General features: G+C 56.3%; 15 protein-coding genes. 9 read left to right on the top strand and 6 right to left on the bottom strand.

What is annotated here, in order from left to right; all coding sequences use genetic code 11:
- Positions 1–5: 5 nt before the first annotated feature.
- Together BLS30_RS14275 and BLS30_RS14280 are read right to left on the bottom strand one after the other, a co-directional pair.
- On the bottom strand, positions 6–419 hold the full coding sequence (locus tag BLS30_RS14275; RefSeq protein WP_046476389.1) for a Fur family transcriptional regulator: 414 nt from the start codon (positions 417–419) through the stop codon (positions 6–8).
- Positions 420–563: 144 nt separating this feature from the next.
- Positions 564–1970, bottom strand: a complete 1407-nt coding sequence (locus BLS30_RS14280) for a Glu/Leu/Phe/Val family dehydrogenase (RefSeq protein ID WP_090229813.1) — start codon at positions 1968–1970, stop codon at positions 564–566.
- 199 nt (positions 1971–2169) lie between these two features.
- Here BLS30_RS14280 and BLS30_RS14285 point away from each other — a divergent pair, with 199 nt between their 5' ends.
- A complete protein-coding gene (locus BLS30_RS14285; RefSeq protein WP_090229815.1) occupies positions 2170–3000 on the top strand; it encodes a pentapeptide repeat-containing protein in 831 nt (276 codons plus the stop codon).
- A complete protein-coding gene (locus BLS30_RS14290) occupies positions 2997–3806 on the top strand; it encodes a DUF1194 domain-containing protein (protein ID WP_244512444.1) in 810 nt (269 codons plus the stop codon). The genes BLS30_RS14285 and BLS30_RS14290 overlap by 4 nt, the downstream gene beginning before the upstream one ends.
- A gap of 27 nt (positions 3807–3833) precedes the next feature.
- Here the strand turns inward: BLS30_RS14290 and BLS30_RS14295 are convergent, their stop codons facing one another.
- Together BLS30_RS14295 and fhcD are read right to left on the bottom strand one after the other, a co-directional pair.
- Positions 3834–4646, bottom strand: a complete 813-nt coding sequence (locus BLS30_RS14295) for a formylmethanofuran dehydrogenase subunit C (protein WP_090229818.1) — start codon at positions 4644–4646, stop codon at positions 3834–3836.
- Positions 4643–5542, bottom strand: coding sequence for a formylmethanofuran--tetrahydromethanopterin N-formyltransferase (gene fhcD, locus BLS30_RS14300; protein ID WP_090229820.1), 900 nt, complete (start codon positions 5540–5542; stop codon positions 4643–4645). Before fhcD ends, BLS30_RS14295 begins: the two co-directional genes overlap by 4 nt.
- A 411-nt stretch (positions 5543–5953) precedes the next feature.
- Here fhcD and BLS30_RS14305 point away from each other — a divergent pair, with 411 nt between their 5' ends.
- The 4 genes from BLS30_RS14305 to BLS30_RS14320 all read left to right on the top strand — a co-directional run bounded on the left by BLS30_RS14305 (position 5954) and on the right by BLS30_RS14320 (position 8795).
- On the top strand, positions 5954–6490 hold the full coding sequence (locus BLS30_RS14305; protein WP_046476402.1) for an SRPBCC family protein: 537 nt from the start codon (positions 5954–5956) through the stop codon (positions 6488–6490).
- Positions 6491–6618: 128 nt separating this feature from the next.
- Positions 6619–7563, top strand: coding sequence for a YVTN family beta-propeller repeat protein (locus BLS30_RS14310; RefSeq protein ID WP_090230262.1), 945 nt, complete (start codon positions 6619–6621; stop codon positions 7561–7563).
- Between the two features lie 141 nt (positions 7564–7704).
- Positions 7705–8430, top strand: coding sequence for a hypothetical protein (locus BLS30_RS14315; protein WP_139165365.1), 726 nt, complete (start codon positions 7705–7707; stop codon positions 8428–8430).
- A complete protein-coding gene (locus tag BLS30_RS14320) occupies positions 8427–8795 on the top strand; it encodes a hypothetical protein (RefSeq protein WP_244464988.1) in 369 nt (122 codons plus the stop codon). Before BLS30_RS14315 ends, BLS30_RS14320 begins: the two co-directional genes overlap by 4 nt.
- 102 nt (positions 8796–8897) lie before the next feature.
- On the opposite strand, the gene BLS30_RS14325 is transcribed toward BLS30_RS14320, so the two are convergent.
- Together BLS30_RS14325 and BLS30_RS14330 are read right to left on the bottom strand one after the other, a co-directional pair.
- A complete protein-coding gene (locus tag BLS30_RS14325; RefSeq protein WP_244512447.1) occupies positions 8898–9716 on the bottom strand; it encodes a quinoprotein dehydrogenase-associated SoxYZ-like carrier in 819 nt (272 codons plus the stop codon).
- Positions 9717–9777: 61 nt separating this feature from the next.
- Entirely contained in the window at positions 9778–10848 is a 1071-nt protein-coding gene (locus BLS30_RS14330) for a quinoprotein relay system zinc metallohydrolase 2 (protein ID WP_170832485.1), read from the bottom strand.
- A 399-nt stretch (positions 10849–11247) separates the two neighbouring features.
- On the opposite strand from BLS30_RS14330, the gene BLS30_RS14335 reads away from it, so the two are divergent.
- The 3 genes from BLS30_RS14335 to BLS30_RS14345 all read left to right on the top strand — a co-directional run bounded on the left by BLS30_RS14335 (position 11248) and on the right by BLS30_RS14345 (position 14695).
- On the top strand, positions 11248–13047 hold the full coding sequence (locus BLS30_RS14335) for a methanol/ethanol family PQQ-dependent dehydrogenase (RefSeq protein ID WP_046476414.1): 1800 nt from the start codon (positions 11248–11250) through the stop codon (positions 13045–13047).
- 234 nt (positions 13048–13281) lie between these two features.
- Entirely contained in the window at positions 13282–13854 is a 573-nt protein-coding gene (locus BLS30_RS14340; protein ID WP_244466790.1) for a c-type cytochrome, methanol metabolism-related, read from the top strand.
- Positions 13835–14695: a substrate-binding domain-containing protein gene (locus BLS30_RS14345; protein WP_046476417.1), complete on the top strand. Its 861-nt coding sequence runs from the start codon at positions 13835–13837 to the stop codon at positions 14693–14695. Before BLS30_RS14340 ends, BLS30_RS14345 begins: the two co-directional genes overlap by 20 nt.
- Positions 14696–14858 lie beyond the last annotated feature (163 nt).

Here is a 14858-nt window from a genome sequence, read left to right on the forward strand (position 1 = left end):
AAAAATCAGCCTACGTTTGCTGTACGGCAGGCTGCGCAGGTTCCCCGTAGTTCAAGCGTCATTTGCGATATGTCAAAGCCGTTCTTTCTGGCCCAGCTTTTCAATTGCGCGGTTACGCCCGCGTCATCAAACTCAATGACCTGACGGCAGTTTTGACAGATCGCAAACGCAGTTGCTTCATGGTGCTCGGGGTGGCTGCACGAGACGTAGGCGTTCAGGCTTTCCAAGCGATGTGCTCGGCCTTCATCGATCAAGCGCTCTAGCGATCGGTATACGGTTTGTGGCGCGAGAACGGCTTCGGGGCGCAACATTTCGATGATGTCATACGCGCTCACGGGGCCGGGTGCTTCACGCAAAGCCTCAAGCAGCATCTTATCTTGTTCGGCGGCGGGGCGGCGTTTGGCGGATTTGGTGGACATCGACGCGAGAGGCCTCACAGTTTCTTCGAACTTATCGATGTAATTGTCCCACCTTGGGGGCCGGTCGGCAAGGTGGATGCGCTGGGAGAGGCTGGCGCCATACAGCTAATGTTAGGTGATGCAACTTTGAAGTGATTGCCAAGCTTAGATGCCAATGGCCCGGTAGGCTTCGGCGGTGTGCTTTATCGCGATGATATAGGCGGCACGGCGCATGTCGCAGACATCTTTCCCTGAATGGCAAAGATCGGAAAGCTGTCGATAGGTGGACTGCATTATCTCATCGAGCCCGCTGCGCACCAGATCGATTTCCCGGGCTCCGTCCAGGAATGGCCGGGCAATATCACTTGGAAATTTGGCGCCTGTCATTGTTTCCAATGAACTGGCCAAGAGGCGGTTGCTAACCTCGTCGTGGCGTCGTTCCATCAGGCCGAAGGGCATATGCGTAAGATTTCTGACCCATTCAAAGTAACTGACGATTACACCCCCTGAATTCACGAAAAGGTCGGGCAGGATGACGATGCCGCGGTTTCTCAGAATGCTGTCCGCCTCGAAGGTGACGGGGCCGTTGGCGGCTTCAACAATCAGTTTTGCCTGGATGCGAAGTGCGTTGTATTCGTCAATTACCCGTTCCGTGGCGGCGGGAATGAGAATGTCGCAGTCGTGTTCGAGTGCCCGAGAGCCGTCTGAGATATATTCCGCGCCGGGGAAGCCCTTGACGCCGCCTGTCTGCCCCATGTGCTGTTTCACGGCTTCGACGGGTAGCCCCTCCGAGTTGAGAAGTGCGCCGTCCCGTTCGATGATCGCTATGATACGGCAGCCGTCTTCTTCGCTGAGAAATTTGGCGGCGTGGTAGCCCACGTTGCCCAAGCCTTGAATGATAATGGATTTGTCGCGCAGTTCCGGCGTCAGTTTTGTCCAGGCAACGTCTCTAGGGCTTCGGAAGAACGCGCGTATGGCGTACTGAACCCCGCGGCCCGTTGCTTCTATCCGACCTTCTATGCCGCCAGCGGCGAGAGGTTTGCCCGTAACGCAAGCAAATGCGTTTATGTCGTTTGGGGCCCACCGTCGGTATTCATCGGCCATCCAAACCATAGTCAGCTCGTTGGTACCGACATCGGGCGCTGGTACATTTTGGCTGGGGCTTAGGAAGTTGTGGCGCACAAGCTCTTGGGTGAAGCGGCGCGTGATCTTCTCCAGTTCTTCGCGTTCCCATTGGCTGGGATCGATGAGCAGACCACCCTTTGAGCCGCCGAAGGGGAGGCCCGTGAGCGCGCATTTGTAGGTCATTAATGCGGCGAGGGCTTCCACGTCCTGTTGATCGACGCTGAGGGCATAACGGATGCCGCCTTTGGCTGGGGTGACGTGCGTACTGTGAACCGCGCGCCAGCCGATAAAGGTTTCCATGCGGCCGCGAAGCCGAACGCCGAAGCGTGTCACATAGGTCGCGTTACAGACGCGAATTTTTTCCGCAAGGCCATCTTCCATAGGCACGTGCTGCGCGGCTTCGTTAAATTGGCGGTTGACGTCGTCGAGGAACTGGTTGCCGGCCATGGCAGTTGGATCCCTCCTTGCCTCGTGCGGAGCTGGCTCGTACCCCGTTGTGGTTGGCTATGTGTGGGTACCGCACGCGGATGTCAGTTTCAAAAGCAGATCGTTAGAGGCTAATCTGGTTGCGTGGACATGGTTCCCGCTTTTTTGATCTGTTGAGTCGAGGAGACGTCGGGTCCTGGAGCGGTAATGCGGAGGCGATGTGAGATCGTTATTGGCTCTCGGTGGCCGTTGGGGCTTTCAGCTGCTCGCCATTTTCTTCCTTGTCGCTGGGATTGTTGGCTTGCAGGAGGGAGTTCACGCGGCTGATTTCAGCGCGCGTCAGGTGGCTCAGAAGCTCTTTGAGGCGAAGCCTGGCCAACGGGTTGATTTCTCAGATAGAAACCTCACGCTGACTGATCTTTCGCATCTTGATTTCAAGGCTGCGCTCCTGACCGGCGCTGATCTGTATGGTGCAGATCTTACGGATGCCAAGCTTGTGGGGGCCGACCTATCTGAAACGCGGCTTGATCGTGCTACGATTATCCGGACGGATTTTTCAGATGCGAATTTGACGGATGCGACGCTATTGCGTCCGACGACGTTCGCGACCGATACTTTTGATACTGACGATGTCGCACGTTTCAGGCGCGCACGCTTAGTGCGTCTCCGTGTGCATGCGCGGCTGGACGGTGCGGATTTCCGTAGCGCCGATTTGACAGAAGCTGATTTTTCACCGCTCGACCTGCGCAGTGGAACGATCTCGACCAAGGCGAGCAGCCAGCTGCCGGGAGCGGATTTTTCAGGTGCAGTTCTTAAAGGGGTAAACTTGTCAGGCTCCAACCTTGCCTTTGCAAAGTTTCGCGGAGTTGACGCGCGCGATGCGGATTTTCATGGTGCTGATCTAACGGGTGCGGATTTCACCGGGGCAAACCTAGCGGGAGTTGATTTTACTGGAGCTAATCTCACGGAAGCAAATTTCGAGGGCGTCCGTGGGCTGCAAACTGCGAAGGGTGTCAAAGGCGCCCAGTCAGTCAAAAAGGAAACGCCGTGAGACACCAGTCATTGCCCGGGGCGATACCATCCGTTGTGGGGCACCTTCTGCGGAGGGGCGTCGCCATTTTTTTTACCGTCATTCTATCGGTAGGGATTGTCAAAAGTCCTGCGGACGCGCAGCCGTATGCGGATGGCGTTGATACTGCTCTTGTCATTTCTGTCGATGTTTCCAATTCCGTCGACGATCACCGTTATCGTCTCCAGATGGAAGGTATTGCTGCCGCGCTCGAAGATGCCGGGGTTATTCGCACAATTCTCAACGGTCCCCGTAGCAGCATCCTAGTGACGTTGGTGACTTGGTCTGATCGCCCCAACGTCGCCATGCCCTGGATGCGGATCGGCAGCGAGGAGGACGCTAAGGCCGTTGCGCAGAAGGTCCGTCAGCTTCCCCGTTTCACGGGCGAGTTTACTTGTCTGGGAACTATGTTGCGCTTCCTCAACGATAAAATCCTGCCGCAAGTGCCCGTGAATGCCCTGCGAACGGTGGTCGATGTCTCGGGGGATGGGGCAGATAATTGTAATGCGCGTGAGCCTGTCACGGCAGTGCGAGACGAGATCGCGAGTTTCGGCACGACGATCAATGGTTTGCCCATCCTGGAGGGCAGCGAAGCCGTGACGTTGGAAGACTGGTATCGTGACAATGTGAAAGCTGGGCCGGGGTCCTTTATTCTCCCGGCTGACGGCTTTGAGGATTTTGGCCGTGCGATCCGGCAGAAATTCATCGTTGAGATCAGCGGAATCGAGAATTCTCATCGCCCTCCGCTGTCGCTTGCGTCGCGCGGAAGGCGGGATATCGCGCGTTGACGGGGAGCTGCATGCACTCCCGTTGCGTCAGCTTGCCGTCAAAAGAATTTCGCCGCGTCCGATGCTGGCCATATCGCCTGCAAAACGACGAACCGATCCAGTGATCGGGGAAGGCGCCAGATCTCCCAGCTTTTCCCGCAGATAGCGGTTCGTAATGTTGAGGATGCCAAGTTCGTGCAGGCCGCAATCAACAAACGTTGGTCGCATCTGATCAACGCTTGGGGCGATCAATGTGCCGCGACGCATCTGAACACCCGCGTCGGTTCCAAAGCCTGATGCGGACCACACTGTGCCGCCCATCATGCGTTCGCCCGCAGCACTCCCGATCTTACCTGACGCGACAATAGTGCCGCGCCGCATGCGGGCTCCAGCCGAATTTCCTATCTGACCTTTGACAACAACAATACCGCCGCTCATGCCGTCGCGTTCTCCGCGAAGCGGTGCGCCGAGATTGTCGCCCACCGAACCGTTGACGACGATGAGGCCATCAGCGAGGCTCGAAGCGAGAAATGCGCCTGCGTTGCCGCGAATCTCAAGGCGTCCGCCGCGCATCTGGCGTCCGGCATAAAATCCGACATCGCCTTCAACGATGATGGTGCCATCCTCGTTTTCGGCGCCGATGAAGTCGCAACGCGGGGTTGCGCCTTCGATGATAAGCGTATCCGTGCCTGCGCCTTCCACTTTGAAGCATTCGCCAAGACTTAGCTTCTCTGGGCCAGCCTCGATATGAAGCCGCGACACTTCCGTAGCTGAGAGTCCGGCGAGTTTTGCTGGCGTAATGCCGGACAGATTCAGACGGCCGGTCGGCGATATGGTCAGCTGAAGCTTCAGCGCACTCATGGCAGACAGTCCTTCAGGTGATAGTGGTGTTGACCAAGGTTGCCGCCGTAGTTTCCGGCGCTGACACGGGTTACTTGGTTTTCTGGGCCGGTTTCGAGCACCGCTTTCAGGCCGACTTTCATCGCTTCGGCCACAGACTCAGATGTTAGTCCGTCGATAACGATTTCGAGGACGGCACGGTCTTCTGGACCAAGTTGTGAGTTGGTGGCGCCGCGGAGCGTTGGACAGAACGCATCGTTGGTAGAGGCCACAGCGCCTTTATACTTGGAGCCGACCTTGGAGCCGGAGCGGACGATCCCGCCAGGAAACGGCATGATGACGTCCCGGACATCATTCATCGCTTCGATCGCTGCTTCGCACGTCCTGAGCACGCCAGGCCGGTCGCGACCGATGACGAGCAGGTTGCCGCCACCGACGGCGTCCGTCGTGACGCCTGTCGTATCTTCGATAATGAATTCGCCATCCATGACCGGCACGCGCCAGAAACGGCGGTCGCCAAGTTTCCGCGCGGTTTGCCAACCATCGCCGAAGAATCGTGGTCCCGAACTCAACGGGATGCGTCGCTCTGCCTCAAGGCCGTTGAAGCAGGCGGAGCCCGGACTCGTCAGGACGCATTGGCCGACTCGGTTCTTCAGCTGGCCCTCAATACTTTCCGGCGCGAAGCCGAAGACAAGAACGCGTACGCCGGGGCGCCCGTCCGGTGTTTCTTCGGCCGGGACTTCATAATCGATGCCGCATTCTGCACCGCAGCCGATGACGGACGTGCCGAAGCCCGTCATTGTGATGGCTGCTTGGCGCGCCCACTTCATTGTATCGGCGGTAATGATGATGCCGGTGGCGCTCATGCCGAAGGCCTCGGCGAACGTATCGTCGATGGCGATTCCGTTAATGTTCATGGGCTGCGAATCTTTCGAGTTCACCGCGGACAAGGCACTACCTCAAATCGACTTAGTTTGCGCATTAAGAGCCTCTGACGATTTGGCATGGCGTAGGTTGGCCGGGATCGCAAGTCCCCCGCCGTCAGCAATGTTGACAGTCACACCAAGCCGGACTTGTCACCCTCACTAGGTTAAGGAGCATGTCTTGTCAGCATGGTATTGGCGATCTCTATACGCGGATCGGCGCAGACAAAAGCACGGTCACTCCCGAAGCACAACCTCAGGACGGAATAACGGCCAACTAAATTGGAGGCCGGGTTCGCAGGTGGGTTTGCACCGCACTCTCAGTGCCGTTAATGTCCCGCAGCGTTATCAAGCACAATGCTAATTTTGTTTAAATTCCAGATGTGATTACAACGGAGGATACGAATGCTGCGATGTCTTGCTTTGCTGCTGGCGCTGACGCCCGCCGTGCTTGCACTTCCGGCGGCTGCCCACGGCCCGACGCGGCAGAAAGTTACCGAGACCGTAGAAATCAATGCGCCGGCGGACAAAGTTTGGGCCGTCATCGGGAACTTTCAGGACATGAGCTGGCATCCGGCAGTCACAAAGACCGAAGGCGAGGGCGGAAACGCGGAGGGCGCAAAGCGTACGCTCACTTTGGACGGCGGCGGGCTCATCCATGAAAGCCTTCTGAACTATGATGCCGACAAGAAGTCGCTCAAGTACCAAATCACTGACGTCGACGTGAAGGTTCTGCCGGTGAACAATTATTCTTCCTGGCTGAGTGTCGAAGAGGCAGATGGCGGGAAGTCAGTCGTTACGTGGAAGGGTGCGTTCTATCGTGGCTACATGAACAATGACCCGCCGCCGGAGCTCAACGACGAGGCTGCGGTCAAGGCCGTAAAAGGGGTCTACCGGGGTGGTCTCGACAACCTGAAGAAGCTTCTTGAGGCGGGCGGTTAAAGCGCTGCAAGTATATGTTTGAGCGTACACAACACCGCGTTTGCCGGTACGCGACGGCTTTGCTGCGATTTTCTGTGACGCAGCGGCTGTTGTGCGCGGGCTTGGTCGGGACACTCGCACTGGGCGGGATGCTGATCCTCGCCCAGGGCTTGCTCGGCCAAGCGGCTGCCGCTGATGGTGGGACCGCTGAGGCAAGCCGTGAGGCTTTCGTTACCGCTCAGGTCGCTGACAAAGTTGCGGTTGTCGACTTGGCGACGTTTAAGAGTGTCGCTGAGATCGAAGTTTCCGGTAAGCCTGCCGGCATAGCAATGTCGCCGGATGGGCGGTGGGTTTATATTACGACCCCTGAAGCTAAAGAGCTCGTCGTGATCGACGCGGACAAGCGTGCGGTTACACGGCGCGTGAAGTTGGGAGATGGACCGCTCGGCATTGCGGTGCATCCCGTCGATGGACGTATCATTGTCGCGGACTGGTATGATCATCAACTTACGGTCGTTGATCCGGCAACCTTTGATGTGGTCGGTACGGTTGAAACCGGGGAGTCCCCTTCGGGGGTCGCGGTTACACCGGATGGCGGTTATATCGTCAGTGCCGACCGAGACAGCGATGAAGTGTCAATCATCGATGCGCAGACACTCAAGAGAGTTGCCGCCGTCAAAGTAGGACAGCGGCCGTTCGGGATTACCATCGACGCATCCGGTGAACGTGCGTATACGGCCAACGTCAAAAGCAACGATCTGAGCGTCGTTGATCTAACGTCGCGTAAGGTTATCGGTACCGTTCCTGTCGGACAGCGTCCTTACGATGTTGCTCTTGCCAAGGGGCGCGCTTTTGTTACCGACCAGTATGGCGGAACGGTCAGCGTTGTCGATCTTCAATCCTTCAAGGTCATCAAGACGATTGCCGTTGGAGAATACCCCGAGGGCATCGCAACGGACCGTGATGGCCGCCACGTTTATGTTGCCTGCTGGGAAGCGAATACGCTTGAGCGTATCGATGCCGTTACGCTTGAGGTAACGAAAACGGTTGAGGTCAATGACGGCCCCCGCGCTTTTGGGCTGTTTCTACGTTAAAGCGCTAATGTGGGCTTTAACTGTAATTACGCAGAACCAAATACTTCTTGTATTGATGATGTGATCCTCGCAAAACAGTGAAAGTCGATTGATGCAACCTTCTTTAAATATGGCGAAGGTGCAGATGTCTCGGGAGGACAAATGACGACACGACACATGTATGTTCGCGGTTCGGTGCTTTGTGCGGCTGCCGGTGCGATGCTCATGTTGGGCGTTGCCAATGGTTTTGCCCCGTCGCAAGCGGTCGCCGCCGAGGATAAAGAAGGCGTTCGCGACATCCTGTTTGACACGCCTCAGCTCAATCTCGTTTCTGCCGGAGAAACGTTGAAATACAATTTCTCTCGAGACGCGTCGGAGCCCAAACTGCTTGGGCCAAATTTCACGGATGAAATTAAAGTCGATGTCGCGAAGGCCAGCGAGGATGGTAAGCGTGATGTGGACGTGCAGATATTTTCGGGCGACCGGGGCCGTGATGTCCGGCATTTGTCGGGAATGACGGCAAACCCCGTTCTGGTTTTCTATTTAGATCGGGCTGTTTCGAACTTTGCCCTTTTGGGTGGTGGAAGCAAAGGCTATCTCAAGAACCGCTTTCGCCTCGCGCTGCGGACCACAGCTAAAATCGAACCTGCGAAGCTTCAATACAATGGGAAGACTGTCGACGGTCACCATGTCTGGGTGACTCCGTACGCCAACGACCCGAGCAAAGAGAAAATGTCGGGCTATGAGAAGGCGCGTTTCGATGTCTTTGTGAGCGACGAGGTGCCCGGCTACCTTGTAGAGCTGAAGTCTCATTTCGAAAGTCCGCAACCCGGCGCTCCGAAGCTCAATGAGCGAATAGTGCTTGATGGAGTGGGAGTCGAAAAATGATTAAATTTCACAAGCTTTTAGTGGGCGCAGGGATGTGTGCCCTCGTATCTATTGGTTTGGCGAGCCACGTTGGGGCTGTCTCTCTTCCTGAGAATGATTATCCGACGTCGACGCGAGCAGACTACGTGTTTGCCTGCATGCAGGTGAACGGGCAGACGCGAGAGAACCTAATGAAGTGTTCGTGCTCGATCGACACGATCGCGGAATTGCTTCCCTACAAAGACTACGAGGAAGCGGAGACGGTGATGTCGGTTCGCCAGAAGGGTGGCGAGAACGTCTCGATGTTTCTGTCCTACAAGCCTCTGGTCGAGAAGGTGAACAATATGAAGCGCGCGCAGGTTGAAGCTGAGTTGCGTTGCTTCTAATCGCTCGCTACCGCACCTGATCATTCCGGTGTTTTAACAAGAAAGCCGGCAGGAAAAAAATCCTGCCGGCTTTCTTGTAACTAATGTTGACGTCGGGGCGTATCAAGAGCCCTTTGCTTCTGTCTGGGTTGTGAAAACCTTGCCGTCGGTATCTCGTGCGGTGACGGACAACGGCCCGTCTGCGCTGGCTGCATAGGTGAAGCGGATGTTGGGGTTTTCCGACAGGGAAATCCCCCCCTCCATCTCGAAGATCAGTTTGTCGCCCTTACGTACAACCATGTGGTCGAGGTACTTGGCTGGAATATAGAGTCCGGTCAGCTGGTTCATTTGCATTCCGGAGTAGTTGGGATGGCGCACCATGACCTGAGCTTCGCGGGCAAGCTTGGTGGTGTCATCCGGCTTGAAGCTGCGTAACTTCATTTTGCCGATGTTGGCGAGCGCGGCATCCATGTCTTTGAGTGCTGGCGCCGAGCAACCGCCTGCCGCCTTCACGAACTTCGTCGTCATGTGAAGTTTGCCATCCTGCGTTTCGATGATGGCGCGTACATTCGAGTACATGTCGACGCGGACGCGCGTGGAGATCTTGCGTTCTCCCAGTCCTGCGCCTTCACCAAACTTGAAACTCGCGACGACCGGAGCTGGGTTCTTGTCGATGACAAGGGTCAACGACTTCACATCTGGCGCGATCGTTGCCGGCATCGTGATGGTCAAAGGGACGATGGCGGCGTCTTCTGCCCGATAAGGCGCGTCGAGTTTGACGGTTCCGTCTTCTTCAGAGATGGAACGGTCGCTGCCGTACAGTTCCTTCTTAATGCTCGGCCACAGGTTCTCATCGTCGGCTCTGACTGCCGGAGATAAGACCATAAAGGACAGGGCTAGCGCCGTAACCACCCCGAGGTGCAGTCCCTTGGTAAGCCACATCTCAAATTCCTCCATAGGATTCTATTTATTGCGCGTGCACGGTGGTTTTTGAGTGCCTTCGCTATTCCCACTCTAATTCGGCGAACGCGGCTGAAACGTTACGGGCATGATAGTCGTCAAACTGTTGCCATGCATCTTTTTCGCTGAAGCCGGCAGTCTTCGTGGCGGAAGCAAGAGTGCCTCCGCTTGCGATTATCTCCCGGATATCCGTTACGACCTTTTGCAGGTAACGCTCCTCGGGCGCTATTGAGTCGGGCCAAGACACGGACGCGGGACCGTGTCCAGGAACAGCGCGGGCGGCGCCTACCTTGCGCAGTTTTTCGATGACCTGCAGCCATCCCAGGATCGAGCCGTCGAGGGCTGGAATGTGTTCGACGAACAGCAAATCCCCCAGCAGAAGCGTTTGTGTCCGCTCGTCCAGGATCAACAAATCGTTATCGGTATGGGCCGTTGGCTGGGGATCAAGGCTTAACTGACGGCCGCCCAGGTCGATCGTTTCAAGCGACTGAATACTGCGTGTGGGCAGGATGACTTCCGTGCCTTCGAAGGCTGCGTCTCCCAATAGGTTCTTCGCCGCCGCGAGATAGTTCTCCGCGCGTGCTGCGAGGGCCCGGCTCATTTTGTAATGCGCAACGAATTCTGGATTGTCAGTCTTGAAGGCCGCGTTTCCGAGCACATGATCGGGATGCATGTGGGTATTGATCACGTAGCGGATCGGCCGATCTGTTTTTTCTTTGATCGCAGCGCGAAGTGATTGACCGAAACGATAGCTGCCACCCGTATCGATGACCGCGACTGCCTCCTCGCCGATAATGAATGCTGCGTTTGAAATTCCGCCGAGGTTGTTCGCACTGGTCAGTTCATGTCGTCCCTGATGGACGAAAAGGCCCGGTGCGATTTCGGACACCCCGAGTGGCTTTATGGCCTCTGACGCCGCGTGTGCGTTTTGCCAAGACATCGCTAATAGTGGCGAGATCAGTCCCAGGCATACGGTCGCGCACAGGACGTCACGGCGCGAGATATTTCCACCGCGTACCGACCTTCGCGGTCGTCTCGGCCTTAGATTGCTCGTCATTGTCAGCGCTTTTTGCAGAGTTTCCCGGCCATTGTTGCCGTCCTTATATTTAGTCATTCCCGCACCGATGTTCTTATCGGTTTCATCTATCCGTGAACGGTCCGACCAGCATCTCCGACGTTCATCACGCGTAAAAAACGGCTGTCGGTTATTCATGTGTTTGCATCGTCGAACGCGGCAAATGATTGCTATAATTCAATTAATTAGGTCAGTTTTGCTGACCTTTTGCGACCCCGGATTTTGTCTTTACGGATGGTCTTGCGGAGTGCGACAAAAAGTGCATAGATGCCACACACGGTAGCAGACGTTTTCAGGGTCGGGAAAAAAAGTCCCAACTCATTCGAAAACCTTGACGGCCAAGACCGGGAAAAGCCGGCATTTCGTCAATCCGGGTTGTGACACGCTGACGCTGCTGCCGCTTGCAAGCGTGGCAAGATCTCACAAGGAGGAAGCGCAATGCGCAAAAGTGCACTTACCGGTGCATTGCTCGTGACGATTTTCGCGTCGCCAGCCCTGGCGAACGACAGCGTTACGAAGCTGACGGCTGATCCTAACAACTGGGCCATTCAGACCGGTGACTATACCAACCAGCGCTATTCGAAGCTGGACCAGATCAACCGTGACAACGTTAAAGACCTTAAGGTCGCATGGACGTTCTCTACGGGTGTTCTGCGCGGTCACGAAGGTTCGCCGCTCGTTATTGGCGATACCATGTGGCTTCATACGCCGTTTCCCAACAACGTCTTTGCCCTCGACCTGAACGAGCCTGGCAAGATCATCTGGACGTACAAGCCGAAGCAGGACCCGTCCGTTATTCCGGTCATGTGCTGTGACACGGTTAACCGCGGTCTCGCCTATGCAGACGGCATGATCTTCTTGCATCAGGCCGACACGACGGTTGTGGCGCTCGACGCCAAGACCGGCAAGGAAGTCTGGAAAGCTGTGAATGGTGACCCGAAGAAGGGTGAAACCAACACGGCGACCGTTCTTCCGGTGAAGGACAAGCTCGTTGTCGGTATTTCCGGCGGTGAATTCGGTGTTGCAGGTCACGTTACGGCCTACGACATCAAAACCGGCAAGCGGGTATGGCGTGCTTACTCTTCGGGACCGGACGACCAAATCCTGTTCGATCCGCAGAAGACGATGTCGCTTGGCAAGCCTGTCGGCAAGGACTCTTCTCTGAAGACCTGGCAAGGCGATCAGTGGAAGATCGGCGGCGGCACGACTTGGGGTTGGTATTCTTACGATCCTGATCTCGACCTGATCTACTACGGTTCGGGTAACCCCTCGACGTGGAACCCTGCACAGCGTCCGGGCGACAACAAGTGGTCAATGACCATCTTCGCTCGTAACCCTGACACGGGTGTTGCGAAGTGGGCCTATCAGATGACCCCGTTCGACGAGTGGGACTACGACGGTATCAACGAGATGATTCTCGCTGACATCGACGTGAAGGGCGAAAAGCGCAAAGTGCTCGTGCACTTCGACCGTAACGGCCTGGGTTACACCCTTGATCGTGGCACGGGCGAACTGCTTGTCGCTGAGAAGTTTGACCCAGCCGTCAACTGGACGACGGGCGTCGAGTTCGACAAGTCTAAGCCCAACTATGGTCGTCCGTATGTTGTCGACAAGTACTCGACCGCTAAGAACGGCGAAGACGTGAACACGAAGGGCGTTTGCCCGGCTGCTCTCGGCTCGAAGGATATGCAGCCAGCAACCTTCTCGCCACGTACGGGTCTGTTCTATGTGCCGACGAACCACGTCTGCATGGACTACGAACCATTCCGTGTTTCGTACACGGCTGGTCAGCCCTATGTTGGCGCGACGCTGTCGATGTATCCGGCTCCGAACAGCCACGGCGGTATGGGTAACTTTATCGCTTGGGACGCGGGCAAGGGTGAGATCGTATGGTCGCAACCTGAGCCATTCTCGGTCTGGTCTGGCGCTCTTGCCACGGCCGGCGGCGTTGTCTTCTACGGTACCCTTGAAGGTTACCTGAAGGCCGTCGACGAGAAGGACGGCAAGGAACTGTTCAAGTTCCGTACGCCTTCCGGCATCATTGGCAACGTTATGACCTACTCTCACAAGGGTAAGCAGTACGTTGGCATCTTGTCGGGTATTGGTGGTTGGGCCGGTATCGGTCTGGCTGCTGGTCTGACGAACCCGACCGATGGTCTGGGTGCCGTTGGTGGCTATGCCGGCCTGAGCAACTACACCGCTCTCGGTGGCACGCTCACGGTCTTCTCGCTGCCATAAGCGAGGCCTGATCGGCTTAGGGCCGGCGCGAGAACCTCTCGCGCCGGCCTTTTTTGGTGAGGCGGATTAGGTCGTGATGTCGCGGAACCCAAACGCGCGCTCCGAGTACTTCTGCTAACGAAAGTTTTATATGCGGTCAGGCTTGTCATTCAGATGGCCACCGGGCACACAGTCTTTCGCATAGCCTTGGCGATACACAGGCTAGGTACGGACGTGGAGAAGAAAGGGAAATTCGTGAAGAGCATATGGACTGGCTTCGCAGTTATCGCTTTGGCAGCTGGAGTTGCGAGCTTCGGGTTCTCATCCGTGAGCGCTGAAGATGCCAAGCAGAGCGGACCTTACGTTGATGCCGAAGGCTACCGGATGGCCGGAGAAGGGGCCACTTTCGAAGGCGGTAAATGGATGCTGCCATCGGGCGCGCCGACTTATCGTATCGATAAGGACGGTAAGATGGACTTTCTCACCTATCGCGGCTTTCAGCGCTACCATTCCGAGTGTCACGTCTGCCATGGACCTGAAGGCGTCGGCTCGACCTACGCGCCGGCACTAATGGATTCGCTCAAGACGATGGATTACTTCGACTTCCTCGGTGTTGTTGCGAGTGGTCGGACTGTCCATACGCCCGGCGGCGGAGAAAGCGTGATGCCCGCACTCGGCGATAATAAGAACGTCATGTGCTATATTGACGGTATCTATACTTATTTGAAAGGGCGCGCAGATGGTGTCATTCCTCGCGGTCGGCCGGCGGGTAAGGAAGACAAGCCGCAAGAACTTGGCGACGCGGAAAATGCTTGCCTTGCGGGCTAGTTCCATTGGTCTGATTGTTGCGCTTGGCGTAATTCTCCTCGGCGGCGCAGCCGCCGAGGCAGCAGAGGGCGAGCGCGTTGATCTGGTCAACCGCCAAGTCTTGCGTGTCTGCGCCGACCCCGCGAACATGCCGTTCTCAAACCAGGATCCTAAAAATCCTGGTTTCGAAAATAAGATCGCTGACATTGTTGCGGCGGAGCTTGGAATTCCGGTGGAGTATACGTGGTTCCCGCAGTCTACGGGCTTCATCCGGCGTACGCTGTTCGCGAAAGCTTGTGACGTCGTGATGGGCTACGCGCAGGGTGATGAAATGGTTCTCAATACGAACCATTACTATCGCTCAGCGTATGCGCTGGTATTCCGGAAAGGCCAAGGGCTTGATGGGATCAGCACGTTGTCTGACCCCCGGCTGCTGGGCAAGCGATTGGGTGTTGTGGCTGGTAGCCCACCGGCAACGATCATCAGCCGTCTTGGCATGATGGGCAACGTGAAGCCGTATCAGTTGTTCGTTGATCGGCGTTACATGTCTCCATCGGAATTGATGGTCGCCGATATTCGCTCCGGTGAAATTGCTGCCGGTGTGCTGTGGGGGCCTAATGCGGGTTATTTCTCAAAGCGTGGTGGCGAAGAACTGGAAGTCGTTCCGCTCCTGAAAGAGGGCAACAGTCCGCGCATGACGTATCGGATCACGATGGGTGTGCGACAGGGCGAAGATACCTGGAAGCATGAGTTGAACGAGATCATTGCGAAGCGGCAAGGTGATATCGATCAGGTGCTTCTAGACTACGGCGTTCCTATTATCGACGAGCAAGATCAGTTGATCACCAAGGCCCGTAAATAGCGAACTTTACCGTGGTGGGACTCGGGACGATGAGAATTGCGGAAGGCGACAAGCGCACGATGGCTTGTTGCCTTTTTCGCGTTTACGCGGCGGCTGATTTGATGACTTTGATGGCGCCGCACTTTGGTACGGCGAGGTAGGTTGAAGTGGTGGCACATATCGT

The sequence above is a fragment of the Filomicrobium insigne genome (assembly GCF_900104305.1).
Lineage (GTDB): Bacteria > Pseudomonadota > Alphaproteobacteria > Rhizobiales > Hyphomicrobiaceae > Filomicrobium > Filomicrobium insigne.